15 protein-coding genes are annotated in these 25,357 nt (G+C 67.6%); 3 read left to right on the forward strand and 12 right to left on the reverse strand.

From position 1 onward, the window contains the following. Nucleotides 1-4: 4 nt before the first annotated feature. From BLQ50_RS07350 to BLQ50_RS07360, 3 genes are all read left to right on the forward strand, one after another. Nucleotides 5-2,575 (forward strand): DUF4118 domain-containing protein, encoded by a 2,571-nt coding sequence (locus BLQ50_RS07350; protein WP_093182654.1) that lies wholly within the window; start codon nucleotides 5-7, stop codon nucleotides 2,573-2,575. Then, nucleotides 2,572-3,297 (forward strand): response regulator, encoded by a 726-nt coding sequence (locus tag BLQ50_RS07355; protein WP_093182418.1) that lies wholly within the window; start codon nucleotides 2,572-2,574, stop codon nucleotides 3,295-3,297. Before BLQ50_RS07350 ends, BLQ50_RS07355 begins: the two co-directional genes overlap by 4 nt. 148 nt (nucleotides 3,298-3,445) lie before the next feature. After that, nucleotides 3,446-5,311, forward strand: coding sequence for a glycerophosphodiester phosphodiesterase (locus BLQ50_RS07360; RefSeq protein WP_175559063.1), 1,866 nt, complete (start codon nucleotides 3,446-3,448; stop codon nucleotides 5,309-5,311). Between the two features lie 193 nt (nucleotides 5,312-5,504). On the opposite strand, the gene BLQ50_RS07365 is transcribed toward BLQ50_RS07360, so the two are convergent. The 12 genes from BLQ50_RS07365 to BLQ50_RS07420 form a co-directional block, all read right to left on the reverse strand. Then, nucleotides 5,505-8,540 (reverse strand): DEAD/DEAH box helicase, encoded by a 3,036-nt coding sequence (locus BLQ50_RS07365; RefSeq protein ID WP_093182421.1) that lies wholly within the window; start codon nucleotides 8,538-8,540, stop codon nucleotides 5,505-5,507. After that, nucleotides 8,531-10,045, reverse strand: coding sequence for an EH signature domain-containing protein (locus tag BLQ50_RS07370; RefSeq protein WP_093182422.1), 1,515 nt, complete (start codon nucleotides 10,043-10,045; stop codon nucleotides 8,531-8,533). The genes BLQ50_RS07365 and BLQ50_RS07370 overlap by 10 nt, the downstream gene beginning before the upstream one ends. Continuing rightward, nucleotides 10,042-10,857, reverse strand: a complete 816-nt coding sequence (locus tag BLQ50_RS07375) for an OmpA/MotB family protein (RefSeq protein ID WP_093182424.1) — start codon at nucleotides 10,855-10,857, stop codon at nucleotides 10,042-10,044. The genes BLQ50_RS07370 and BLQ50_RS07375 overlap by 4 nt, the downstream gene beginning before the upstream one ends. Next, nucleotides 10,854-12,611, reverse strand: a complete 1,758-nt coding sequence (zorA, locus tag BLQ50_RS07380) for an anti-phage ZorAB system protein ZorA (RefSeq protein ID WP_093182425.1) — start codon at nucleotides 12,609-12,611, stop codon at nucleotides 10,854-10,856. The genes BLQ50_RS07375 and zorA overlap by 4 nt, the downstream gene beginning before the upstream one ends. A 302-nt stretch (nucleotides 12,612-12,913) precedes the next feature. Next, entirely contained in the window at nucleotides 12,914-14,476 is a 1,563-nt protein-coding gene (locus BLQ50_RS07385) for an alpha/beta hydrolase family protein (protein ID WP_342672054.1), read from the reverse strand. A gap of 316 nt (nucleotides 14,477-14,792) precedes the next feature. Further along, nucleotides 14,793-18,050 (reverse strand): type I restriction endonuclease subunit R, encoded by a 3,258-nt coding sequence (locus tag BLQ50_RS07390; RefSeq protein WP_093182428.1) that lies wholly within the window; start codon nucleotides 18,048-18,050, stop codon nucleotides 14,793-14,795. 188 nt (nucleotides 18,051-18,238) lie between these two features. Next, on the reverse strand, nucleotides 18,239-19,315 hold the full coding sequence (locus BLQ50_RS07395) for an ImmA/IrrE family metallo-endopeptidase (protein WP_093182430.1): 1,077 nt from the start codon (nucleotides 19,313-19,315) through the stop codon (nucleotides 18,239-18,241). A gap of 29 nt (nucleotides 19,316-19,344) precedes the next feature. Then, nucleotides 19,345-19,644: a type II toxin-antitoxin system RelE/ParE family toxin gene (locus BLQ50_RS07400; RefSeq protein ID WP_093182431.1), complete on the reverse strand. Its 300-nt coding sequence runs from the start codon at nucleotides 19,642-19,644 to the stop codon at nucleotides 19,345-19,347. 112 nt (nucleotides 19,645-19,756) lie between these two features. Next, nucleotides 19,757-20,281 carry a hypothetical protein gene (locus BLQ50_RS07405; protein WP_139185768.1) on the reverse strand — a complete coding sequence of 175 codons (525 nt, stop codon included), beginning with the start codon at nucleotides 20,279-20,281 and terminating at the stop codon, nucleotides 19,757-19,759. Nucleotides 20,282-20,322: 41 nt separating this feature from the next. After that, nucleotides 20,323-21,525, reverse strand: a complete 1,203-nt coding sequence (locus tag BLQ50_RS07410; protein ID WP_093182434.1) for a restriction endonuclease subunit S — start codon at nucleotides 21,523-21,525, stop codon at nucleotides 20,323-20,325. Continuing rightward, the gene (locus BLQ50_RS07415) at nucleotides 21,518-23,143 is read right to left on the reverse strand and encodes a class I SAM-dependent DNA methyltransferase (protein ID WP_093182436.1); all 1,626 of its coding nucleotides are present in this window, start codon (nucleotides 23,141-23,143) and stop codon (nucleotides 21,518-21,520) included. The genes BLQ50_RS07410 and BLQ50_RS07415 overlap by 8 nt, the downstream gene beginning before the upstream one ends. A 1-nt stretch (nucleotide 23,144) precedes the next feature. Further along, nucleotides 23,145-25,283 carry a hypothetical protein gene (locus BLQ50_RS07420; protein WP_093182437.1) on the reverse strand — a complete coding sequence of 713 codons (2,139 nt, stop codon included), beginning with the start codon at nucleotides 25,281-25,283 and terminating at the stop codon, nucleotides 23,145-23,147. Nucleotides 25,284-25,357: the final 74 nt, after the last annotated feature.

A 25,357-nucleotide genomic window follows, 5' to 3' on the forward strand; every position in this document is an offset into this window, starting at 1 on the left:
GCAGATGTCTGATCGATCCTCCTCCTCGGAGGACCGACGCCCCGGGCGGCTCACGGTATATCTGGGAGCCGCCCCTGGCGTGGGCAAGACCTTCTCGATGCTCGGGGAGGCGCGACGACGCCGGGAGCGCGGGACCGACGTCGTCATCGGTCTCGTGGAGACGCACTCTCGCGAGGGCACCCAGAGCCAGATCGTCGACCTCGAGATCGTGCCCCGCACGATCGTCATGTACCGGGGCACCGAGCTCGGCGAGATGGACGTCGATGCCGTCCTGGCTCGCGCCCCCGAGGTGGTCCTCGTCGACGAGCTCGCGCACACCAACGCCCCAGGCTCGCACCACGCCAAGCGCTGGCAGGACGTCGAGGACCTCCTGGCCGCCGGGATCGACGTCGTGACCACGGTGAACATCCAGCACCTGGAGTCCCTCAGCGCGGACGTGGAGACGATCACCGGCGTCCGCCAGCGCGAGACCGTGCCGGACCGGGTGGTGCGCAGCGCCGACCAGATCCAGCTCGTCGACCTGTCCCCGGACGCCCTGCGCCGGCGGCTCGCACACGGCAACGTCTACCGAGCCGAGCAGATCGACGCCTCGTTGTCCTCCTACTTCCGGGTCGGGAACCTCACCGCGCTGCGCGAGCTTGCGCTGCTGTGGCTCGCCGACAGCGTCGACGATGCCCTGACCCAGTACCGCAGCGACCACGCGATCGAGGGGACGTGGCCCGCGCGCGAACGCATCGTGGTGGCCGTGACGGGCGGGCCCGAGGGCGAGACGCTCCTGCGCCGCGGAGCCAGGATCGCCCAGCGGGCGGCCGGGTCGGAGCTGCTGGCTGTGCACGTGCTCGCGACCGACGGGCTGCCCAGTGCCCCCGCCTCGGCCATCGCCGCGGACCGCGAGCTCGTCGAGGCGCTCGGCGGCAGCTTCCACTCCGTGGTCGGAGAGGACGTGCCCAGCGCGGTCGTCGACTTCGCCCAGGGGGTCAACGCGACGATGATCGTCGTCGGCGTCTCCCGGAACTCGCGGCTGCGCGAGGCGCTGCTCGGGTCGTCGAGCACCCAGATGGCCCAGCTCGCCGGGACGATCGACGTGCACCTGGTCACCCACGAGCGGGCGCGTGCCGGGTCGCTGCTGCGGGCCCGCTGGTCGGCCTTGTCCCGGCCGCGGCTGCTCGCCGGGTGGCTGCTCGCGATCGTCGTACCGGCGCTGCTCACCTGGGTCTTCTGGATCCAGGGGGACACCCTCTCGCTGTCGACCGAGCTCATGCTCTTCCTCGCCGGGATGGTCGGCGTGGCGATCGTGGGCGGGCTGTGGCCGGCCCTTGTCGCCGCGCTCCTGTCCTTCGTCTGCGTCAACTGGTTCTTCACAGCCCCCACCGGCATGCTCACCGTCGCCGACCCGGAGAACCTCCTCGCGCTGGTCGTCTTCGTGGTTGTGGCCGTCGCGGTCGCCTCGGTCGTCGACCTTGCCGCGCGGCGCACCGTGCAGGCATTTCGTTCGAGGGCTGAAGCCACTACTCTGGCGGCTCTGTCTCGGTCGGTCATGTCGGGGGAGGACACCGCCGAGGCTGTGGTCTCCCGGCTCGCTGAGACGTTCTCTGTGCCCGAGGTCCGGCTCGAGGAGCGCGCCGGACCGGGGGAGGCGTGGACCGTGCTCGCTCAGGCGAGCCGGCCCGGACCGGGCGCAGGCGGCCCGGCGCCCGCCGGGGCCACGACGGTCGTGGCGATCTCCCCGGACCGGCGCCTCGTCGTCGAGCGCGTGCTGCCGGCGAGCGACCAGCAGGTGCTCGAGGCCTTCGCCGCGCAGGCCGGCCTCGTGCTGGAGTACCGGCGGTTGCGGGAGCAGGGCGCCGCTGCGGCCGTGCTCGAGCAGGCGGACGCGACCCGCACCGCGCTGCTCGCCTCCGTCTCGCACGACCTACGGACCCCGCTCGCCTCGATCCGCGCCGCGATCGACGGCCTGAGCGCACCGGATGTCCAGGTCGACGAGGACGACGAGGCGGCCCTGCTCGAGACGATCGCGGAGTCCACCACCCGGCTCGAACGGCTCATCGCCAACCTGCTCGACCTCTCCCGAATCCAGATGGGCAGCGTGCGGCCGATGGTCCGGGCGGTCTCGGTCGACGAGGTGGTGCCCTTCGCCCTCGAGCCCTTCGCGCCCGGGCAGGTCACCATGGACGTGCCCGACAACCTGCCGCTCGTGCTGACCGACCCTGGGCTGCTCGAGCGGGTCGTCGCGAACGTCACCGCGAACGCCGTGCGGTTCTCCCCGTCGGGCACGCCTGTGCGGATCACCGCCTCGGCCCGTCCGGGCGAGGTCGAGCTGCGGGTGGTCGATCGTGGGCCGGGCCTGGACCAGGCGCGCAAGGAGCGGATGTTTGAGCCGTTCCAGCGGCTCGGAGACACGTCACCGGAAGGTCTGGGGCTCGGCCTCGCCGTGGCGCAGGGCCTCGCGAGGGCCGTGGGGGCTACGTTGGGCGTCGACGACACACCTGGGGGAGGGCTGACGATGGTACTGACCGTCCCGACGGCGCCAGCGGCGCCTACCGTGCCCACCATGGCCACCGAGGTACAGGCATGAGCGCGCCGCCAGGCAGCGCGTCCCAGGCTGGCGCCGGCAACAAGGTCCTCGTGGTCGACGACGACGCGGGCCTGGTCCGTGCGCTCGCCATCAACCTGCGCGCGCACGGCTGGTCGGTGACCACCGCCTCCGACGGCGCCCACGCCCTCGACGCCGCGGCCAGCACCCAGCCGGACGTCGTCGTGCTCGACCTCGGCCTGCCGGACATGAGCGGTCTCGAGGTCATCGCGGGCATCCGCGGCTGGAGCCGGGTCCCGATCGTCGTGCTCTCCGCGCGCCAGCTCGGCGACGACAAGGTCGACGCCCTCGACGCGGGCGCTGACGACTACGTGACCAAGCCTTTCGCGATGAACGAGCTGCTCGCGCGGCTGCGCGCGGCCGTGCGCCGGGCGGCTCCGGTCGAGGGCGCCGAGCTCGCCGAGCCGGTCGTCGTCGCCGGTGAGCTGACCATCGACCTTGCCCGACGGCGCGTGCAGCGCGCGGGCGTGGACGTCCGGCTCAGCCCGACCGAGTGGGCGCTGCTCGAGGTGCTCGTGCGCAACCGCGGCCGGATGGTCGGCCGGGTCCAGCTGCTGCGCGAGGTGTGGGGTCCGGCGTATTCCGCCGAGACCCATTACCTGCGCGTCTACACCGCCCAGCTGCGCCGCAAGCTCGAGGCCGACCCGTCCGCCCCGCGCCACATCATCACCCAACCCGGCATGGGCTACCTCTTCGAACCGTAACCCGCTGTGGCTCCCGCCCCTCCCCCCCGTCACCTCCCGCTGAGTGCTGGGTTTTACATGATCTGTTCGGGCTTTTTGCGTGTAAAATCCCCACTCAGCGGTGTGGGGGAGGGGGCGGGCGGCTCAAGGGGGCCGGTACGCTCTGGGCGTGACTGTAACGGCTGACCAGGGCGTGGATCGGCTGGCGGTGCTTGCGACTCTTGCCCGCGCGGCGTCCTCCGTGCGTGGGGCGTTCGGGCTGTACGTCAAGGCCACGCTGCTCCTGCAGGGCGCGGCGTGGGCTGTCGCGATCCCGCTGATCGTCTGGCTCTTCGACACGGCCCTGCGCTGGGCGGGGGTCTCGTCCCTGACACACCTCAACGTCGGTCACGTTCTCACGACCCCGGCGGCCGCTGGCGGACTCGTCGTCCTGGCGTTCGTGGCCTGCGTCGTCGTGCTGGTCCAGCAGGGTGCGTTCCTGCTCATCGGTGACCGCCTGACCCGCGGTGAGCCCGTCGCAGCGCGCGCGATCGCCGCCGACCTCGCGCGCGCGGCGCGCAAGCTGCTCAGCCCGCAGCTCGCGCTCTTCCTCGGCTACTTCTTCGTTCTCGTCCCGGTGGGCGGGATCGGCGCCGCGGCCTTCCTCGTCCAGGGGATCGCCATCCCCAACTTCATCATCACCGAGCTGAAGAAGTTCGACGGCGGCCTCTACGTCTACGCCGCCTTCCTCGCCGCGGTCACCTATCTCTATCTGCGCCTCGCGCTCACCCTCGCGGTCTTCCTCACCACTGACGCCTCCGTCGCCGGGTCGATGGCGGCCAGCTGGCGGATGACCCGCCGCCTGAGCGTCCGGCTGCTCGCGATGTTCGCCGCGGTGGTCGGCGCCGCCGGACTCGTCCTGGCCGCGGTCGTGGCACTCGGCTTGCTCCCCACCCGCGTGGCCGACGCCGTCGCCCCGGGCGCAGCGGCTGTGGTTGCTGGTCTGTCGCTCACCGTGGTCCAGGTCATCGCCTTCTTCGTGGCCGGTGCGGTCGCCGCGCTCGGCACCCAGATCGTCGTCCTGGTCGCGCGCGCCCGCGCGCCGCAGGGTGCTCCGGTCACTGTGCCTGACGTCGCAGTGCCTGACGCCGCAGTGCCCGACGTCGCAGTGCCTGACGCCGCTCGCGCGCCACGTCGCGCGGTGCGGCTCGGCGTCGGCATCGTGGTCGTAGGTGCCCTCGCGGCGGTGAGTGTGCTGAACACTCACGCCATGACAACCCTCTCCGACGAGGCACCGACCCTCGTGATCGCCCACCGCGGCGACGCGTCGGCCGCCGTGGAGAACTCGATCGCCGCCCTTGAGTCGGCCGCCGCGCTGGGCGCCGACTACGTCGAGCTCGACGTGCTGCAGAGCGCCGACGGCGGACTTGTCGTCTTCCACGACCTCACCCTGCGCCGGCTCGCCGGGTCCGACCGCGCTGTGGCGGACATGACGCTCGCGGAGCTGACCGCGACGACCATCACCCAGAACGGCTTCACTGCCACGATCCCGTCGCTGGCCGAGTTCGTCGAGCGGGCCAAGGAGCTGGACATGCCGCTGCTCGTCGAGCTCAAGGCGCACGGCCGGGAGACCGCGTCCTTCGTCGACGACGTCGTCGCGCTGCTGCGCGCGAAGGGCGTCGCCGGCACGTACCTGGTCCAGTCGATCTACCCCGAGCTGGCCGATGCGGTGCGCGCGGCGGCCCCGGAGATCGGCGTCGGCTACGTCGTCCCGTTCAGCCGCGGCGGGCTCGGCGACCCACCGGTCGACTTCGTCGCGATCGAGGAGTTCTCCTACACCGCTCGGGTCCGGGCCGAGGCGCGCGCTGCGGGTATCGATGTGTTCGTCTGGACGGTCAACGACCCCGCCGCCATGCGCCAGTACCTGCGCGCCGGGGCGGATGGAATCGTCATGAGCGCGCCTCGCGAGGCGGTCGCCGAGCGCACGGCCTTCGTCGAACAGACGGGGCTGTCCGGGCGGCTGGAGGACTTGGTGCGGGTGGCGATGGGGAGGTGAGCATCATCTGAGAGGAACTTGCTCGTCGCCGTCCACTACTTCGTCTGGTTCAGATGCCGCGTGTGGACGTTCTCGATGTGGACGGTCCTGCCGAAGACGAAATACCAGATGCGGCGCCACTGCTGAGCTCGCACTGATATTGATCGTGCGTCGTGCCATTGTGAATAGTAGGGCTAGGAACTGCCAGGTTCGGCTACGTGAGCCCGAGTGCCCGCTCGAGCTCGTCTCTCTTCACCTCCTGCGGCACGACGACGGCGTCCTTGAGGGCCACCTTCGTGCGCAGCAGCCTGTCGAGCTTGACGTCGAACGACTCGAGGTCGGGATGGAGCGCCATCGGGTAGTGCACGTGGACCTCACGTTTCTGCCCGATTCGATAGATGCGGTCCGTGGCCTGCGCCTCCTTGGCGGGGTTCCAGTGCCGTTCGAGGTGCACCGCATGATTGGCTCCCACGACCGTAAGTCCGACTCCGGCGGCGAGGGGAGACATGATGATGACGTTGAACCCGTCACGAGCCTCAAACGTGCGGATCTTCCCCATGCGAGTCTCACCGCCTACGCCCGTGGCGGCGGTGTCGCCGTTCACCACGTCGACCCGCAGGTCGTAGCGATCCAGGAGCCAGAGCGCGAGGGCACGCTGAATTTCCTTGGACTTGGCGAAGACGATGACCTTCTCGTTCTTGACGCGAACTGCGTCGAGAATGACCCGGACGGTGACGAGAGTTCGAGCCGATTCGTCGAGACCCTCCGCACCGCTCGGGAGACGGCCTGCGAGCAGGCCGGGATGAAGTGAGACGGCCCCGAGCTCGTGGAGCGTCTTGAGTGCGGCACCCTTCGCGCCGGCGCGGCCGCGGTGTGCGGTGAGCACATCGTCGTAGGCCTGGAACTGAATCGCGGGCATCACCTGTGGGTACTCGTGGATGTGCTTCGCCGGTAGATCCGGAAGGTGGTCCTCTTTCACCCGTCGCAGCATGAAGCTGCCGACCGTTGCGCGCAGAGCGCGGCCCAGACGTTGGTGTTCCTCGGGCGTTGCCTCCTCCATCGGCACGATCCACGCGTCGTGGAAGTTCGCCCACGGGCCAAGAAGACCGGGTTGCGCAGTATCGATCAGGGACCAGAAGTCGCGCAGCGAGTTCTCCACCGGAGTGCCGGTAGCGAGGAGCTTGAAACGCGCCTTGAGGCCCTTGGCCGCGCGGGTCGCGAGGATCTCCGGGTTCTTGGTCGCCTGTGCCTCGTCGAACACGACCACACCCCACTCGACTAGGCCAAGCGACACCTGGTAGCGCCGCAGAGTCTCATACGTCGTCAGTACCAGGACTCCAGGGCGGTCCAGGCGAGCTTCCTCCCATCCCGTTCCGATCCGGAGGGTCGCGTGGATCCGATCCGCACGCACCATCCCGGCGGCGTCGAGGTCGTCCACGCGCGCCGCCGTCTCCCGTGTGGCGCCTCGCAGCCGGTAGTCGGCGAGTCCCGGCCCCTGGAGGACAACGACGTCGTCAAACGGGCCATGAGCGGACCCGAATGTCGAAGCCAGCTCCTGGAGCCAATTCTCCAGCAGCGCGACGGGCATGACGGCCAGCATGGGCAGCGGTACACGACCGTGGGCAAGCTGCGCACGGTGCGCCTCCGCAAGCGCAACGAGGGTCATATAGGTCTTGCCAAGCCCCATGTCATCGGCTAGCAGCGCCCCTTGGATCCGAGTGGGGTCATCCTCGGCGCTCGACAGAGCCGACTGCATCAGGCCCGTCATCCAGTCAGCCCCCACAACTTGGTGAGGGAAAGGTGTGCGACTGAGACGGGCGTAATCGACCGCTTGCTCCGGCGCCGCGCTGGCGGCGCGGGCGCGTAGGGCGTCGGGGGCGTCGACAGCTTCGAGGATGTGCATGCCGACGGTGACCTGTCGGCCTGGGGCTCCGGCGTCATCGCCAGGTATTGCGCTCTCGACGAGAAGTCCTGCGATCCTCGCCCGTGATGCAATGAACGCATCCTCAACACGACTGTGGTCAGTGATGTCCACAATTTGTTCGCGCACCGTGACGACGGTGTCCCCGTGCTCCCATGCCTGGGCGACATTGCTCTCGATGGTCTTCTGCTCGCTCGAGTTCCGAGCAATCTCGGCGAGAGATTCCGGCTCAGATACGTGCCCGAGGGTTGCGAACCAGTCGAGACCGCTTGAAGCAGCTTCGGCGAATGTAAGCGGTGCGATGACGCCGAGCCCAGCGACGCGGACACTGAACCGCACGTCCACGTCGACGAGATCGGGGTCGTAGTATGCGCCGGGGGCGAGGAGGAACTGCGCGACCTCGTCAGCGGGGATTCGTGGTCGGTCGCGCACTTCTTGGATACCCACGAGTTGCTCGGGCTCGAGTAGAACGAGAGCGTCGTCCGCGCGCACCACGGCACCTGTCGAGCGCTCAGCGGCTGGCCCCTCGATACTTGGCTGGAGTGCAGAGAAGCCCTGCCGGCGGTCGAGCTGGTGCCACCGCTTGCCGAGCAGTGCGCGATCGACACCAGGGCCGATGTCAGGCTCGACGGTGAGTGATCCGTCTCCCTGAAGCTCCACGGTGAGGCCGACGCCCCTTGGGACGACAGTCGAGAATCTGTCTAGCGCGCCAAGGGAGAGCTGGAAGTGATCGTCTCGCGCGCTGGCGTCGTCGGAGTCCGTCGCGAGCTGGTGGGCGGCCTGGAGGCGAGCGACGAGGCGGACGTTCTCGGCCTCTGTCCGTGCCTCTCGGCTGAGCGACGCGTGATCGTCGAGTGCCCGCAGTGATCGGAGCAGCGGCAGACTGACTCGGAGCAAGGAGCCGTCGACGAGGATCACGGGCCCGCGCCGGTCGGGGGAGACCGGGTGGGCGCCGACGCGCAGATTGAGGTCGATGCGAAAGTCGAGGGATGCCGTCCACTTGTGTACGGCGGTAGAGAGTTCGCCTGAGAAGCGCGGAGGAAGGCCAAGGAGTTCGGCGTCATCATCCTCGAGGCGAGCAACCTCCTCCGCCGGGACTGCGAAGCCGTCCTCGCAAGCGGTGGCGCGGCCGTCCTCGGCGAGCATGTCGAGGACGAAGAACTGTTCCTGGGCAGTCCGCTGAGCATGACCGTCTCGCACTAGTCCGAGGGTCTCAGTGTCAGCGACGAAGCGAGTCACCTCGCCATACACGATCCGGAATCCCGGCATCGGGGAGAAGGCATCGTCCGGCACCGATGCACGACGGCGGAGACGGTCGATCAGGCCCATGTCCAGTGCCCCTCGTTTGCTCGGCGCCGTCGGAGCTCCGCATAGTCGTTGGCGGTCATCAGACCGCGCTCGTCAACGGTGATCCCGTGGTACACCAGGAAGTCAAGGACCTTGACCAGCCATTCGAAGCCTCGGTGCGCGACGATCAATTGGCTGTTGGTCCCGTAACTCTGGTGATTTCGCGGAATCGACTCACGAAGCTCAACAGCGCTGAAGGTGGTCACATGTCGGTTCGCGAGCTTGTCGACGGCCCCACCCGTGTAGACCTGCAGCTTGAAGCTGTGCGACCCCTCGACTAGCCAGAAGTCGCCGCAGTCGACATAGACAACTGCTGTGTCAGTCTTACTGGCGTCCTGAAGAAGCGCTGCGTCAGGTAGCGAGGATTTCGTTCGGCGTCGCATGTCCTTCCGGATGCTATCGCCGAGGATCAGCCGAACGTCGTTGATGCGGTCCTGCTCGTACAGACCCAACAGCAGTTTCTTCCGGCGCGCGAGCATGCGCAGCATCGCTTCGTCTTCCTTGTCGGTGGCGTAAGACTCCACGCCGTCGAGGAACGCGCGAAGCTCAAGGCCACGCATCCAGTTCACCGCGAGCGCAAGGTTCTCCGGAGGCACTCGGGACCACCAGGTCTTCCATTCCGGGGTCTGCCGGGTTCGGGGGTCGCCGCCGATGTCGAGAGCGGCTTTGAGCCAACCCGGGCTCGGATGCCTAGTGGTCTTCGACGTCAGCGCAGTGAGCACCTGATGCCCGAAGTAGAGTCGATCTTCATCGGTCGACTCGGTTCGCTGCCGGGCAAGGACGTCGGAGGTCACTACTTCCAGGAAGTCATGGTCACCGTTCTCAGCGTCCAAAGACTCGATCAACGTCAGGTAGTAGGCGTCTCGGGCGATACGCCCAAGACGCGAGTCTGCATGAGCCGTCAGGTGGTTGGCTCGGAACCACGACGTGACGTCCTCCCCTGTGGCCAAGAGGCGCTGCGCGAGATGAATCGGACCGCCCAGCTCCAGCAGGAGCGCGTCGTGGCCGCGGATCGTCTCGATGATGTCATTGGCGTGTCTGGAAGGCTGTGCCGCGACTGCACGCCGAACGAGATCACGAACGGCATCGAAGAGCCCGCGGTGCCACATCTCCAAGCGATCGAAGTGAGTGAAGAAGAGAGTGGCGGTCGCGATCGTTGTGAGCCGAGACGGGGCCGCACCAGCAGACAGGGATCGAATCGCCTCCGGCGACACCGTGGAGCGGGCGAGTGAAGCGTCGTCGAGCCAGGCTGCAATGACTGCTCGCCCAAAGCGGCGCTCGGTCAGCCTGCGATCGAGCGCGACGTGGTCTCCAGCGAGAAGAAGCTCACGAGCCTCCGCCACAAGCTGGCCGAAGTTCCGCCCGACGCCTGCCCGAGCGCTCAGTTCAGCGGCGAGGTTGGCTCGCGCGTCCCACGTGTGCCGGATTCGATCGGGCCAAGGTGGGAGTTGGAGAGGCGGAACCGGGACCAGTATGAGTCGGGTCATGGAGACTCGCCCGTGCCCGTGGCGTCACGAATCCCGCTGATCTCCTCTTCGGAGAGCCGATGCTCGGTGAACCGAATGTCGATGCGGCGGTTTGCCGCTCGGTCGCTGTCGCTGCCCTGGACGGCATTCACAGGCCTGGTGTCGGCGTAGCCAGAGACGGAGAAGAGCCGCTCGCCGGAGTGTCCGACGAGGGAGTCCAGGTCGGCCGGCAACTTGTCCTGCCACAGGCGCCACAGGGAGATGGCGCGATTGGCGGAGAGCCCCCAGTTCCCTCCGAACAACCCTTCCATCGGGACGTCGTCGGTGTGACCTTCGACGAACACTGTATCGAGCAACGTGAACCGGTCGTCCTTGAGCAGAGCGTCTGCGATGACCTCGCCGATGATCAGGGCGTTCGCCTCGTGCTGCGGCTGAATCTCGGACGAACCGCTGTCAAATCCTAGGAGGTCGACCGGGACACGCAGGACGGAGGTGGCAGGGTCGACCTCAACGTGAATCCCTCGAGCAGCGAGGGTGTCACGGATCTCCGTCACCATGTCGGCACGGACCTGTTCACCGGTTCCGAGGCTGCTCAGCATGGTGTCGAACCGGTCGCCACGCGCCTGAGCTTCCTCGGCTGCGACCTTCGCCTGATCTGCTTCAGCCCTCGCCTGAGCGAGGGCGTCCTGCTCCTGCGACAACGAGAAGACAAGTGCGACGGCCGCCAGCATGAAGACCGTGAGAAGCGCAGTCATGAAGTCTGAGAAGGAGATCCATACCGTCTCCTCGTTGCTTTCCTCAGGGCGTCTGCGGGCGAGGAGGCGGCGGCTCATACGACAATGCCGGTCACGTCAGCTGCCCCCTGGACGCTCAGTTCGTCAACGGCGTCGGACAACGCCAGCGCCGCATTGAGCATGGTGGACGTGAACCGCTCCGTCTGGTCGTTCCATTCATCCATCCGATTCGACGTCTGCTTGCTGACCTCGTCGGCGTAGGTGGCGAGCCATCCCGCCATCGCCTCGGAATGCTTGCCGAGTCGGTGCTCAAGGTCGGCGAGGAACCGTTCTTGCGAGGTCTGCATGCCTTCGAAGCCGCCACTGAAGGCGCTGGAGGCCACCCGGAGTTGCTCGGCTGCCTCCACCGCCTTGTCCGTGAGCTCACTGACTGAATTCTGCTGCGTGATGAGCGCCCCAGCTGCCGTTCCGGTCTTCTCCGCGAGGTCGTCCATCGTGCCGATCGCATCAGCGAGCATCCGGCCAAGCGCTGTGCTCGTTGCTCCAATCTCCGTGGTCACGCCCGTCAGTCCGGCGACAACGTCGTCCATTCCGTCGGCGGCGGCGCCGACTAGCGACGCCGCGCGGTCAAGGCCCGTGACAACTCTTGGGAGTGACTCGTCGAGAAGGACCATCTGCCGTTCCGTCGCGTCCGTCACTGATCTCAGCTGTGCCGTCGTCGCTTCGTGGAGCCTGCTGAGCTGTTCGGTGGTGGCGGTGCGGAGGTCATCCAGGTGTCTGGCAGCGGCGATCTCCATCACGTTCATCTGCGCGAGGTGTTGGTCAGCCTGACGGGAGAGCTGTTCGCTCATATAGTCGAGCGTGCTTCGCATCGACTCGGATGAGGCCTTCAACTGCTCGGCGAGCGATACCCCGATCTCGCTGAACGATGCGGTGAGCTGCCCGGAGATCTCCTTGAAGACGTCTGCCGACTGGTCCGCGGCCTTGGTCACAAGTTCGGACATGACGGGTGCGAGAGACATCTGGATCGCTTCGCTAACCGCGCGGCTCGTGTTCTCGCCGACCTGTGCGACCGACTCCTGCAGAGCACTTCCGATCTTCTCGTGCAGGACCTGGAGGGCTTCTCGCGACTCGCTGGTGTGCGAGGCGATGTCCGAGAGTGACTGCTCGGGAGAGCGCATCGAGAAGAGTCCGTCGATCCGGCTCTGAAGGCGACGAACGGACTTGACGACGCGGCCCTCCTGCCAGCGCTCGAGGACGTTCGTCACGAGGCTCATGGCAACACCCCACAGAGACGCTGTGAAGCCGAGGGCGGCACCATCGACGAGCGTCTGGATGCCCGACCGGAGCTGGTCCGTGCTGGACCCCAGGTCGAGACCGCGAAGTCCGACGGTGAGCCCGAAAAACGTCCCGAGGAGGCCGATCGTGGTCAGCGCCGTGGGCGCGGCGTGGAGGAATCTGTTGCCGATCAGGCGGGGCGCGAAGTTGTACTCGTTGAAGAACTCCTCGGCGCTGACGGTATTGAACAGTCGCCGATCCTCGGTGACCAACGTCTCGTCAAACTCTCGCCAGGCGTCCTTCACGGGTTCCGAACAGGTCAAGGATTTTGCACTGATCTCGCTTCGATGCTCCCAAAGATTGCCTGGCTCGAGGTCGGCAAAGAGCTGGTTCGCCTCCGCGACGAGGTTCCTGGCGACCTTTGCGTGCCACCACGCGAACCCACTCGCGTAGAGCGCAACAGCCCAGATGATCAGAACCAGCAACGGCGTCACCGCCTCGACGTCGCCGCTCAGAATTTTGTCGAAGCGGGGAAAGATCAGCGTCCAGACGTCGCCGAGTCCATGGTCGGGCATCGTGCCTCTTCTCAGTCCTGCTTCGAAAGTCGCCTTGTGAACGGCGTATGGGAGATGCTAACTGCTGGAGGTCATGACGTTGGTGACACCCCGCTGGGGCGGAGCGTAGGCCAGGGATCCGTGCTTTTCGTGGGGCGAGGTACCCGTTCAGTGCGACTCGCGTTCATCCTCGCGGGTCGTCTACTGGTGCGGCCTCATGAAGCCAGCCAGCGGTCGCCATGTCCCAGCCTGCGGCAACAGCAGTGGCGAACTGTTCGAACTCCGACGCTTCTGCTCAGTCGTGCATGCTCGATGAGATACCCCTATACGAGTACCTGCTGATCGGGAGTATCGGAGAGAACATTTGACGCCAGATTGTTGTCCGTCAGGTACTTCAACGCACGCTCGACGGTGTCGAGCTTTCGCTTGAGTTCTTTGAGCGCGGGCGCCGATTCGTCTGAGAACGCGCCGAGCCGCTCGTGGTGACGGCGGACCTCGATCTCGATCTCAGCCAAGGTGATCCAGACGGTCGGGTCGGGCTCGAGATGCTGCAGCTGGCGCAGGATCGCGGTAGCCATCCACCGCACGACAACCTCTTCGAGGGCTTCCGCTGAGGTTCCAGAGCTGGCAAGACCATAGGTGATGCCGCTGCCACCTGCAGTGACGAGTGCGCCTGCGGAGACCAGGCCCCCGATCATCCCACCGGGTCCAAAGCTCGCCAGCGCACTGGTGATCACTGCGGCTCCGGCGAGGCCGGGCGCAGCTGCTAGGGCCAGGCCTCCGGTCGCGAGGACTATCGCGGCTGCGCCGGCACTGAGAGCACCCACCTTGATCCAGTTCACCCCGCTGCTCCCGTTCAAGGCCTCGTGGGCACGCTCGGCGGCCGTGAAGACGTCGGTTCCGTACTGGCGTCCCAATCCCATCTCGGTGGTGAGGGCCTCCATGGCCTTCTGCCGGATCTTCCGTGAGAGCACGATCTCGAACGGTCGAACGACGTTCGATGCCGCGAGGACCGTCAACAGGTTGGCAGCCTCGTCCTTCGGGATGTGGCTGATCTCGAGTGGCACGGGCACAGTCGACCGTGGATCGGACATGTCGAATGCGAGGTGTGCGACCGCCGCGGGCATCGCCCTGTACTCGCTGACGTTGCGGGCCCTGATCTCGTCGACGGCGTCAGACTGCACCTCTCGAAGTGCTCCGGCGAACTTCTCCCGTTGATCGCCCTGCAGCTCCAACAGCATGAGGTACGCGTATCGCAAGGCCAGGACAGTCAAACGCTCTGTCTCGTCCAAGGGGATGTCGGCGCCCTTGTCGACCACCGCGATCTCGCTGGATCTGGACCCGAATAGTGCGAACCCGACGGCACTAGCCACGGCATCGTTGTTGAGGTACTCCGTCGCGGCATGGGCCGCGCGCAGCACCTTCTTCGTACCAATCTGGAAGTCTGTCATCCACGGGACGACAGATGACACGCCCCGCTGCGCTGCCACAAGGTCGTTTGGGTTCCAGAAGTTCACCCACCATGCCAGGTTCGTCGGTGGCTCTTCCAGTGACTCCCGCACCTTGTCGACGTCGAAGGTTCCGTGCGCCAACGGGCTCCCGATCGTCACCATGCCGGCCACCTCGATCCACACCGGCAGGTAGCGCAGGAGGTCGGCGGCGATCACCGAACCGAGGCTGTGGCCGACGATGATGAGCCGGCCTGACTCCGGCAGCCTGGAGAGAACGCGGTGGAGGACCTGCGCGCGAATCGCCGGCTCTTCCAGGTAGTTCTTGGCCGCCTTGAAACTGGGGAAGAACTCGACGGCTGTGCTGGTAACAGCGTCACTGCCCAACCGGTTCTGGCCACGATCAGAGCGCGGCAGTCTGCGCTCGACGGCGCCCATGCGCTGCTGGAAGGCCCGACGATTCGACCGGGCGGCCTCGAGGGAGAGCTGCTTGGCCGTCACTGCCGGGAGGGGCTGCGGCTCATCGACGCCCTTCAATGCGTGCGCGTACTGGGGCGCGATGACTCGCACGTTCTCCAGATCCGGGTATCCGAGGCGGGTCAGCGCCGCTGAGCAGGTGGCCTGCCATTCCCCGCCGGGGTCGCCCTTTCCCACGCCGTGGAGGAGCAGCAAGATCGGTTCGTTCGACAAGATGTCTCCATTCGTCGTGGCCCTCAGCTGTGAGACACCGCGGTGGTGGGTGATTGGAATAAGTTCAGTAGGTTGTCGCCAAAGCGAACCGCGGCGCGATCGACTCCATCTGCTCCATGACGAGCTTGATCGCCTCGGGCTGCTGGTCCGGCGGGTACCCGTGCCGCACGAGCAGCCGCTTGATCGAGGACCGGAGCTTCGCTTTGACGTCGTCGCGCACGGTCCAGTCGGTGCGGATGTCGGCTCGCATGACCGCCACGAGATCGCGAGCGATATCAGCGAGCACACCCGACCCCTGCTCAGCCACGGCGGACTCGTTGGTCGCGACGGCGTCGTAGAACGCCAGCTGGTCGGAGTCCAACGGCGGAGAGAATGCAGCCCCGCGGTCGGCCTCGACGGCTACCTCCTTGGCCACCTCGATCAGCGCGGCGATCACCTCCGCCGAGGTGAGCTGCTGGTTGGTGTACTTGATCATGAGGTCCTGCAGCCGCTGGGAGAAGGCCCGCTGGCGCACCACGTTGTGGCGGGTGACCGCGCGGGTCTCGGACATGATGAGCTTGCGCAGCGCCTCGATCGCCAGGTGCGGGTTCGCGGCGGCCTGGGTCTTGTTGATGAAATCGGTATTGATGTCGCTCAGGGACGGCTTGGGCATGCCCGCGGCGTCGTAGATGTCGAGGACCTCCCCGGAGACCACGGCGGTGGCCATGAGCTGGTTGAGGGTGCGCTGGACGTCGTCGGGTACGGGCTCCCCGCGCGCCTGGCGCTCCTCGGCGTCGAACTTGGCCATCCAGACGCGGACCTCCTCGAAGAAGCGTGCGTCGTCGGCGAAGGGCTCGAGGGTGGGCGCCCGGCCGCACAGCGCCCAGGCGCGTCCGAGCTGACCCGAGAGCTGGCGGAACCGCGCGGTGAGGGACTCTTCGGCGGGCAGGCCCTGGTTCCCGGGCGTGGCAGGGTCGCGGAGGTAATTGACCGCCGCCGTCACCGCGGAGATGTAGGACCGCGGCCCGGGCCGCGCCAGCCGCGCGCGCCAGGAGGTCGGCTCGAGCATGGTCCGCAGCGACGACACGAGGGTCTGGGCGAGGGCCACAGCCTCCTCGATGTTCCGCCCCTGAGGCTTGGCGCCCGGAGCGGAGGAACCGGACGAGACATATTCCTCAAGCGCCCGCGCCAGGTTGTCCGCGACCGGCGCATACGCCACGAGCAACCCGTCCTGCTTGCCGCGGAAGGTCCGGTTGACCCGGGCCAGGGTCTGCATGAGCAGCGCGCCCTTGATCGGCCGGTCCAGGTACAGGGTGTGCAGCGGCGGGGCGTCGAAGCCGGTGAGCATCATGTCCTTGACGATCACCAGCTCGAGCTCGTCGTTGACGTCCTTGAGCCGGGCCTTGACGAGCGCGTTCTGGGAGTCGCGGCGCACATGGTCGGCCACCGGCGGGGCGTCGCCGGCGGTCCCGGAGTACACGACCTTGATCCGCCCGGCGGTCAGGTCGTCGCTGTGCCAGTCCGGGCGCAGCGCGACGATCGCTGAGTACAGGTTCGCGCAGATCTCCCGGGTGGCGCCGACGATCATCGCCTTGCCGGGCGTCCCCGGGCGCGAGGCCGTCCCGAGCGACTCGAACATCGCCGCGCGCCGGGCCTCCCAGTGCGTGACCAGGTCGGCTGCGAGCTCGGCGATGCGCGCGGGTGCGCCATACACGGCGTTGACGACCGCGACGGTCTGCTGGATCCGGTCCCGCTCGGTGTCGTCGAGCCCCTCGGTCGCCTCGTCGGCCGCCCGGTCGATGTCCTCCTCGGTGAGCCCATCGGCGAGGTGGACCTTGATCAGCCGGCTCTCGAAGTACACCGGCACGGTCGCGCCGTCGTCGACCGCGCGGGAGAGGTCGTAGACGTCGATGTAGTCGCCGAAGACGTCGCGGGTGTTGCGGTCGTCGAAGGAGATCGGCGTCCCGGTGAAGGCGATGAGGGTCGCGTGGGGCAGCGCGGTCTTGAGGTGCCAGGCGTAGCCGTCGAGGTTGTCGTAGTGGCTGCGGTGCGCCTCGTCGACCACGACGACGATGTTGCGGCGGTCGGAGAGCACCGGGTGCGCCGCGCCGGCGTCCCGTTCGGCCTTGCTCAGCCCGAACTTCTGCAGGGTGGTGAAGTAGATCCCGCCGGTCGTGCGCTCGCTGAGCTCGCTGCGCAGCTCTTCGCGGCGCCGGATCTGCTGGGGCGCCTCGGGCAGCAGCAGGGACTGGGCAAAGGTCTCGTAGAGCTGGCCGTCGAGCTCGTTCCGGTCGGTGATCACCACGATCGTGGGGTTGCGCAGCTTGGGGTGGCGGATGACGAGGTTGGCGTAGAGCTCCATCTCCATCGACTTGCCCGAGCCCTGCGTGTGCCACACGACGCCGGCCTTGCCGTTGCTCTCCACGGCCAGCACGGTCTTGGCCACGGCCTTGGACACTGCGAAGTACTGGTGCGGCTTCGCGATCCGCTTGGCCAGCCCGCCGGCGTTCTGGTCGAAGGCGACGTAGCTCATGAGCAGCTGCGTAAACCGCTCCTGGTTGAACAGCCCGTAGAGCGCGTGGTCGAGCGGCGTGCTGGGCACGCCGTAGCCGTCGTCACCTTCCACGTCGCCGCTGCCCGACGCCGTGCCCCCAGTCGGCAGCGGATCCCCACCTTCGGTGATATTCCAGGGGGAGAAGTGGTTGAGCGGGGTGAAGGGCGTCCCGTACTTGGCGGTGATCCCGTCCGAGGCCAGGGTGAGCACCGCGAAGCGGAAGGCGAGCGGGAACTCGCGCAGGTACGTCTGCAGCTGGGCGTGCGCGGAGGCGACGTCGGCGTGCGCGCTGCCGGCGTTCTTCAGCTCGATCACGGCGACCGGCATCCCGTTGAGGTAGAGCACCACGTCGAAGCGGCGCGTGTGCTCGCCCGAGACGATGGTGACCTGGTTGACGGCCAGCCAGTCGTTCTCGTGCGGGGCGGTGCTGACCAGCCGGATCGTGGGCGTCTGCTCGGTGCCGGTGTGGTCGATGTACGTCACGCCGCGGAAGCCGTCGACGAGCGCCGTGTGCATCCGGTAGTTCTCGGCGATCGCGTCCTGGGAGCTGGGGGAGACGATCACGTCGAGCGCCTGGTCGAGGAACTCCCGCGGCACGTCCGGGTTGAGCCGCACGAGCGCCGCCCGCAGCCGCCCCCGGATGAGCAGCTCGTCCCACGACTCCCGCTCCACCGTGCCCGACGCCGTAGCCCCGCCCGGGGCGATCGCCGCACCCAGGGTGGGTGCCCACCCAAGCTCGCCCAGGGTCTCGAGCGCGAGCTGCTCCCAGGCGTCTTCGGTGAGGTTCATGCTGTCTCCATCGGCAGGTTTGGTGGTCCGGTCCAGTGATCCGCGCCGCGCTCTTGTGCGACCACTCTGAAGGGGTTTCGAGTGCCCTCTAGAGTTGCTTAAGAGTTGGATCGGCATCCCGGGCAGGCCTACTTCCCAATCGTCAAGAGCTGCGAAGTTGATCTGCGAAGTGCTGTGAAGTTGATCTGTTAAGTTCCGGGGAGTTCGGCTGCCCGCTCCATGACGATCTTCTGCTTGAGGCTGTGCCCCCAGGCATAGTCGCGGGTTTCTCGCTGTGCTCGGCCGAGCACGATGCTCGCGGCGATCCCGAGCTCTCCTGCGAGCTCCTGCACTGCTGCGATGTCGCGTGTGCGGGGAAGCCGGGAGGCGAACGAGGGTGGGATGAGCAGGTCGGAGGCGAAGGCGTTTGCCTCGTCCTCGGCCTGGGTCGACTCCCCGTTGAGGTAGAGCTCCTTGTCGCCGTGGAGGAGAACGTGCCCCAGTTCGTGGAACAGGGTGAACCAAAGCTGATCGTCGCTCTTCCAGAGCAGGGACAACTGGATGATGGGGCGCCCGTTCAGCCAGCGGGTGGCCCCATGGATGCCAAGACCGGGGACTGCCGGGATGAGGCACAGCACGACGCCGACCTTGCGGAGCTCGACGACCGCATTCTCGATCGCGACGACAGGGTCACCGCTGGTTGAGGCGCGAAGCTGGGGGAGCGCAGCCTCCAGTCCAACCCGGTCGAAGGCAGGCAGGTTGTCAAGGCCGTCGTGGTGGCGTTCGGCCAACGCTAGCCAGATGGCGAGTGCCGGTGCGTGCTCACGTCCGACGGCGGCGCGTCGGTAGGCAACGCTCCCTCGGGCCCATGTTGCATCGAAGGCACTCAGGCTCGCCACACCGAGCACACCGAGCAGCTGCCGCACCGTCTCGGCCCGTTCCTTCACCGACGCAGTGATCGCGCCCCACTTGCGAAGATAGGCCAGTGGAAATGCCGTGGCCTTCTCGTATTGGGCTTCCAGGGCCTTGGTCTCTTGGACGCGGGCAAGGTCGGTGCGGTACCCGCTCTCGTACTGGTTCCAGATGCGCGCGCTCACCCCGGTCACCCGCTCCAAGGCGAGTGCGAGGGTGTGCGACAACGGCGCCTTGCCGCTCAGCAGTTCGCTGACGTGCTTGGGTGTCACGCCGAGCCGGCGGGCAAGTTCGGCGGCGTTGATGCCCGCCTCGTCCATCCACTCGGCGATGAAATCGCCGGTGGTGACGATGTAGTCGGGTGTCGCAGTCATTTTTCCTCCTTCCGGTTCGGCTCGCCGCATCAGCGACGGTGGTAGTCGACGATCTCGACGACGATCACGGCGTGGGCCTCACCCTCGCCGGGGCGGACAACGAGCCGCCAGTTCGCGGTGAGCCGCGCCGACCACTTGCCTGACAGGTCCCCGCTCAGCTCCTCCCAACGCCCCGTGCCGGCTAGCAGGTCTGCCATCTCGGTGGCGTATCGCAACTCGGTGATGCGCAACTTGAGCGCCTTCGCGACCTGCGCCCCGAGCTTGCGCTGCATGTAGCGCTCGTCGGTGCACTTCCGCTCCAGCTCGCGGTCGGCGTAGTCGAGGCGCATGGCTTGATGTTACCTCAATCGTAATACTCGAAATGGCGTGGGGAAAGGGGCGGCGGGGGTGAACTCGACGACACGGTCGGCCTGCCGGGTTTCGGGAGTCCTGCTGAGCGGGCTACTTCGCCGCGACGGTGAAGAGGCCGTCCATGCCGCGGTCGGGGTGGTAGGACCACGAGACCGTGATGTTGTCCCAGGTCTCGGTCTGGCGGCCGTCCTGGGACGTGGTCTGGTCCATGTGAGAGGTCACTGCGGACGGAGTGTCGAGCTCGTCGAGCAGGCAGGCTATGGCGGAGAACTCGACGCCCGAGGAGTCCTCATCGCCCTTGTGGTCAAAGGTCAGGGTGAGGTTCTTGTCGGCGAGGGTGATCCCCGAGGTGTCGGTAAGGTCGCAGGCTGTGACCGCATCGAGCAAGACGGCCTCGTCAGCGCGGGCGCTGGAAGAGTCCTGGAGCGAGGTGATGACGAACATGCCTGCCGCCCCGAAGACCGCGCCGACGACGCCGGTCACCACCGGCAGCAACCAGGCGGGTCGCTGGGTGGGGGCCGCAAGGGGCATGGGAACCGATGCGTCGGGGATGGTGCTTACAGGTGCCGAGTCGGCGTTGGGCGGAGCTGGCGGGACCGGGGGCAGAGCGGACATGCGGGAACTCCTTGGTGGTTGGGTGAGGGTGTGGCGGAAGGTCAGAGAGCGGACTCGACGACCCGCTCGGCGTCGCGGACCCGGAGGGCGCCGGACATGAGGGCAGGGAGGAGAGTGTCGCGGGTTGCGGCGAGGGTGCGGTTTTCAGCAAGCGCTGCTTCCACATGATCGCGAACTGCATCGATGCGCTGACTCATCGCTCGCGCAGCCTGTTCTCCTGGCCAGGGAACCTCAATTGACGACAGGGTTGTCCAACTCGTCCGGGGCATACGCGTCCCCTCGCTGGCGGCGGTGCATCGTTCGACTACTGCGTCTGATGAAAGTGCGGCCAAGACAAAGCCGCTGAGCCGCGTGTCCGATGCTCGGACAGCGAGAATGTCGGTGGAGGAGACGCCGTCGAAAGGTGCCGACGTGACCTTGTGAAAATAGGGCCGGAGCTTTCCGAAGAGCACGTCACCCTTGGCGAACCGTGTCTTGGTGCTTGTCACGCTTGCCGCAGTGCCAGAATCGTCAAGCCACATCTGTCGGCGTGGCACGTGCTCAAGGCCCACGTACGCCACGTTGTCTGTGAGTTCCGACGGGGCCGCTGGGGTCCGCGACCGGGTTGCGAGAGTGGCGACTGTGGTCGTCGCATCCGTCGTTGTGGAAACCTTCCCATACCAAGCGCGCACCAGTTCGTCAGCGGTGCTGGCGAGGGTGGTGTTAGCGGCGATCTTGTCGTCGAGCGCGCCCAGCACCTCCGCGATCGCCCGCTGTTCGCCAATCTCAGGAATGGTCAGGGGGGTGTCGTTCAGGATCGACGTGTTGAGATTCGGCATGGTTGCGCCAACTGCGTGTCGGACGATCCAGGCGCGCACTTCTTCAGTGCCAAGGAGGTACGAGACGAAGCGAGGGTCGGAGTCGCTTTCGGACCCGAAACGAACTCTCAAGCATCCTGTCCCGCAGAGCCACCCCTCGTGTTCGGGGCGGACGAGGGCTCGCTTTTCGACATCGCCGCGTCGCGAATAGATGATATCGCCGACGCTCAGGAGATACTTCGACAGTCTCTGGGCATCGTGCGGTGCGATCCTAGCGATATCGTCCTCGATGATGATGTTGTCGCCGATGTTCTTCGGCATCACACTCGGAATGCCATCAAGAACGTAGTCACTGGCGTGGAGCTGGCTGCCGAACGGTCCGGTCTGGATGCCTCCGCCGCCTTGTGAGCAGATTTCGCCGAGCGTCGTCTCGCGCCACTCACCCATGGACCCGCTCCAGCTGCCCGCGCACGACCTTCTCGAGCCGCGCTGACTCCGCAAACTGCTCCAACAACTGCGCGGACAGCCGCGCGATCTTCTCCTCGACCGGCTCGCCGTCGTCGGCCACCTCCGCCGCGCCGACGTACCGGCCAGGGGTCAGGGCGTAGTCGCTCGCCTTGATCTCCGCGAGCGTCGCGGACTTGCAGAAGCCCGCCACGTCGTCGTACACCAAGCCCGCAGACGCCGCAGACGGGGTGCCGCGCCAGGCGTGGAAGGTGCTGGCAATGCGGGCGATGTCCTCATTGGAGAGCGCGCGCTCGGCGCGGTCGACCATGTGGCCCAGCTCGCGGGCGTCGATGAACAGCACCTGGCCGGTGCGGTCGACCGACCCCTTGGGCCCTGCCGTCTTGTCCTTGGCGAAGAACCACGTGCACACCGGGATTGCCGTGGACCGGAACAGCTGGGTGGGCAGGGCGATCATGCAGGAGACGAGGTCGGCCTCGACGAGCTGGGCGCGGATGTCGCCCTCGCCGCCAGAGTTCGACGACATTGACCCGTTGGCCATGACCACGCCGGCTGAGCCGCCCGGGGCGAGCTTGGAGATGATGTGCTGGATCCAGGCGTAGTTGGCGTTGCCGGCCGGCGGGACGCCGAACTTCCACCGGGGGTCGTTCTCGGCCCGGGCCCAGTCCTTAATGTTGAACGGCGGGTTCGCCAGCACGTAGTCCATCTGGACGTCGGGGTGCAGGTCGCGGGCGAAGGTGTCGCCCCAGATCGTGCCGAGGTTGGCGTTGAGGCCGTGGATGGCGAGGTTCATCTTCGCCATCCGCCACGTGCGCTCGTTGTTCTCCTGGCCAAACACGGAGATCGCCGTGCGGTCCCGGTCGTGGCCCTCGAGGAACTTCTCGGTCTGCACGAACATCCCACCCGAGCCGCAGCACGGGTCGTACACCCGGCCCTGATGCGGCTCGAGCACCTCAACGAGCACCTGCACCACACCGGGGGGAGTGTAGAACTCACCGCCGCGCTTGCCCTCGGCGCTGGCGAACTTCCCGAGGAAGTACTCGTACACCTCGCCGAGCACGTCGCGGGCCCTCGTCGCGCCCTGCCCGGTGAACCGGGCGCTGTTGAACAGGTCCATCAGCTCGCCCAGGCGCCGCTGGTCGACGTTGTCCCTGTTGAACAGTCGCGGCAGCGTCCCGAGCAGCGCGCGGTTGGACCCCATGATGAGGTCCATCGCGTCGTCGATCAGCTCGCCGATGGTCTGGGCGGCTTGGCTGTCCTGGGACGGGCGGCCCTTGGCGTTCTGGGCGAGGTAGTCCCAGCGGGCGGTGATCGGGATCCAGAACACGCCGCTGCCGGTGTACTCGTCCATGTCGTTGACGAAGGTCGCGATCTGCTCCGGGCTCATGCCCTCGGCCGTGAGCTCGGCGGTGATCTGCTCGCGGCGCTCTGTGAAGGCGTCGGAGACGTACTTGAGGAAGACGAGACCGAGGATGACGTCCTTGTACTGCGAGGCGTCCATCGACCCGCGGAGCTTGTCGGCGGCCTTCCAGAGCGTGTCCTTGAGCTCCTTCATGGTCGAGGGGACCACCGCGGCGGAGTCCTTCTTCTTGGGGGGCATCTCAGCTACCTTCTGTCGGGTTCTCGGTGGAGCCATTGGTGAAGCTATCGGTGAAGTTCAGCAGCGCGCGCGCTGCGCCGTCCAGGACGAGCTCTTTCAGCTCGCGGAGCTGGTCGAGCCGGCGCTGGGCCGCCTCGAGCGCGGCGTCGACGGCGCCGGCGGCACGTGCAACCGGCGCGAGCTGGTCGAGGGGCACGATCGGGACCGGGGTGGTCTTCCACGAGCGCTGGGCGGGGTCTCGCCCGTGGGCGTTGATCGCCCGGCACACCAGCTCGGGGACCACGCCCCGCCCACCGCGCCCGGGGTGCCCGGCGTGCACCCGCAGAACCCTAGCCGGAAACCGGACCAGGGAAGCGCCGTCGGGATCCACGATGGCCCGCAGGGTTCCGGCGGCGACATAGATCACGTCCCCCGGCTCGGTGAACTGGGTCCGCGGGTAGGTCGCGGCGAGGGTGAGGTGGTCGATCGCCACCCCCGAGGCCAGATCGAGCGAGGCGTCGACGACCCGGGCGCCACCGCCTGTGGTGAGGTGCTCGGCAGCGATCCGGTGGCCCGGCAGTTGCGTGAGCGCCCCCGAGGCGAGCAGGCCCTCGATTGTCTCGACGGACCCTCGGCGCCCCATTCCGGACGCCATGCCCGACGCCGCGCCGGCGGCGTGCGTCGTCTCGACCGCGAGGGCCGGTGCCACCAGGGACCGGGTGGCCTCGTCGAGGCGGCCGGCCAGGTCGCCGATGCGCAGGGCGAGGTCCGGGCCGGTCTGCGGGGCGGCCGGTCCGGTCGTCCGGGCGAGGGGACGCGGCCTGGCCTCCACGAGGCGTCCCGAGCGTGCACGCACGGAGTGGGCGTCCACCCGACGGGAGAAGCGGAAGGCGTGCGAGCGCACGGTGCCTTCATTGCCGAGCGCGGCCAGGACGTCGTTGACCAGGTCGGTCGTGACGTCGTCGGACAGCGTGCGGTCACGCAGGTCGGCCGTCGTGGTCCACTGACGCTCGCTGGGCACGTCGGGGTGCGCGTCGCCGAGCACCCACAGGGCGAGGTGCTGGCGCGGGCGGCCCGGGAGCCCGCCCGCCGGGAGCGCGACGATCGACCGGATGCGGTCCGAGCGCAAGATCCCAGCCCGTGTGTTGGTGTCGTCGCGGTCGTTCAGGCGATCGACCAGGGCCTCGGCGGGGGCGAGGACGACGGCGCGCTGATCGGGTCCGAGCCCCAGGAGCAGGTTGTCGACCGCTTCCAGGACGGGCCCGGGACCGGTCGACCCGCGCAGGTGAGCCACGACCACGGAACGCGCGAGGAGGCCCGGCTGGGCGTCGCCGGACAGCGGACGGTGGCCGATCCCGTGAGAGTGCAGGCGCCGGACGGTCGCCCGGGCGGCGGGGTCAGTCCGGGCTGCCGGGGTGTAGGCGAGCATGTCGATGTTCTCGGGGAGACGGCTCCGTACGGCCAGCAGGACGTCCCCGTTGCCGGGGGACACATCGATGAAGGACGCCTCGGTGTCGTTGGTCTCGCCGCTGTCGTTGGTGAGCAGCGCGATCGCGAGGTCACCCATGAGCGTCGCGGCTGCAGGGGAGAGCGCCTCGTCGTCGCCGCGGCGGATGCGCTCGGCCCGTTCGAGGGCCTCCAGGGCCGCCACGGGGGAGAAGTGGGCGTCTGCGAAAGCGTCGGCGTGGGCCGTCGCCGCGGCCAGTGCCGTCGTGGTCAGGGCGGTGATGGACTCGACCTCGGAGTAGAGGAAGTGGTCGCCGGGGTCGCGCTCGTCTGCGAGGTCGAGCAGGTCGGGGCCCGTCATCGCGGTCAGGAGCTCCCCGGTCAGCGCCTTGAGGCACAGCAGCGCGCCGAGGTGGGCCGCGCCGCCGGGTGCGGCGAAGGGGCTAGGCAGTTGCGTGAAGGCCGCGGCGTCGGCGCGGACCTGCCGGTTGTTGCCCAGGTCCGTCGCCTCCAGCCAGTCGACAACCTGCTCGGCGTCGAAGCGCGGACGGGAATCGGTCGGGTCGAGAGGGGCGGGGAAGGGCTGGGCGGTGTGCGCCTTGCGCCTGCGCCAGGTGGTGACGACCGGACGCTGGACGCGGGCCAGGCCGGCGACGTCGGACAACGACATTGTGGCGGGGGCGAGCGTCGTGGAGAACGCGGGTGTGCTGGTCACGGCGGGCTCCTCTCGTTGGCCTGTGGGTTGATCGTACGGCAGGTTGCGTCTAGGCGGGTGGTGGGTGTGATAAG

This window comes from Sanguibacter gelidistatuariae (assembly GCF_900096585.1).
In the GTDB taxonomy this organism is placed as follows: Bacteria; Actinomycetota; Actinomycetes; order Actinomycetales; family Cellulomonadaceae; genus Sanguibacter; species Sanguibacter gelidistatuariae.

Excerpts from the sequence above, each read along its gene's own strand:
- BLQ50_RS07350 (WP_093182654.1), top strand. The coding sequence starts at position 5 with ATGTCTGATCGATCCTCCTCCTCGGAGGACCGACGCCCCGGGCGGCTC.
- BLQ50_RS07390 (WP_093182428.1), bottom strand. The coding sequence starts at position 18,050 with ATGAACCTCACCGAAGACGCCTGGGAGCAGCTCGCGCTCGAGACCCTG.
- BLQ50_RS07410 (WP_093182434.1), bottom strand. The coding sequence starts at position 21,525 with ATGGGTGAGTGGCGCGAGACGACGCTCGGCGAAATCTGCTCACAAGGC.
- BLQ50_RS07415 (WP_093182436.1), bottom strand. The coding sequence starts at position 23,143 with ATGCCCCCCAAGAAGAAGGACTCCGCCGCGGTGGTCCCCTCGACCATG.
- BLQ50_RS07405 (WP_139185768.1), bottom strand. The coding sequence starts at position 20,281 with ATGTCCGCTCTGCCCCCGGTCCCGCCAGCTCCGCCCAACGCCGACTCG.
- BLQ50_RS07385 (WP_342672054.1), bottom strand. The coding sequence starts at position 14,476 with ATGGGCGCCGTCGAGCGCAGACTGCCGCGCTCTGATCGTGGCCAGAAC.
- BLQ50_RS07365 (WP_093182421.1), bottom strand. The coding sequence starts at position 8,540 with ATGGGCCTGATCGACCGTCTCCGCCGTCGTGCATCGGTGCCGGACGAT.
- BLQ50_RS07355 (WP_093182418.1), top strand. The coding sequence starts at position 2,572 with ATGAGCGCGCCGCCAGGCAGCGCGTCCCAGGCTGGCGCCGGCAACAAG.
- zorA (WP_093182425.1), bottom strand. The coding sequence starts at position 12,611 with ATGCCCGACCATGGACTCGGCGACGTCTGGACGCTGATCTTTCCCCGC.
- BLQ50_RS07395 (WP_093182430.1), bottom strand. The coding sequence starts at position 19,315 with ATGACTGCGACACCCGACTACATCGTCACCACCGGCGATTTCATCGCC.
- BLQ50_RS07370 (WP_093182422.1), bottom strand. The coding sequence starts at position 10,045 with ATGACCCGACTCATACTGGTCCCGGTTCCGCCTCTCCAACTCCCACCT.
- BLQ50_RS07375 (WP_093182424.1), bottom strand. The coding sequence starts at position 10,857 with ATGAGCCGCCGCCTCCTCGCCCGCAGACGCCCTGAGGAAAGCAACGAG.
- BLQ50_RS07400 (WP_093182431.1), bottom strand. The coding sequence starts at position 19,644 with ATGCGCCTCGACTACGCCGACCGCGAGCTGGAGCGGAAGTGCACCGAC.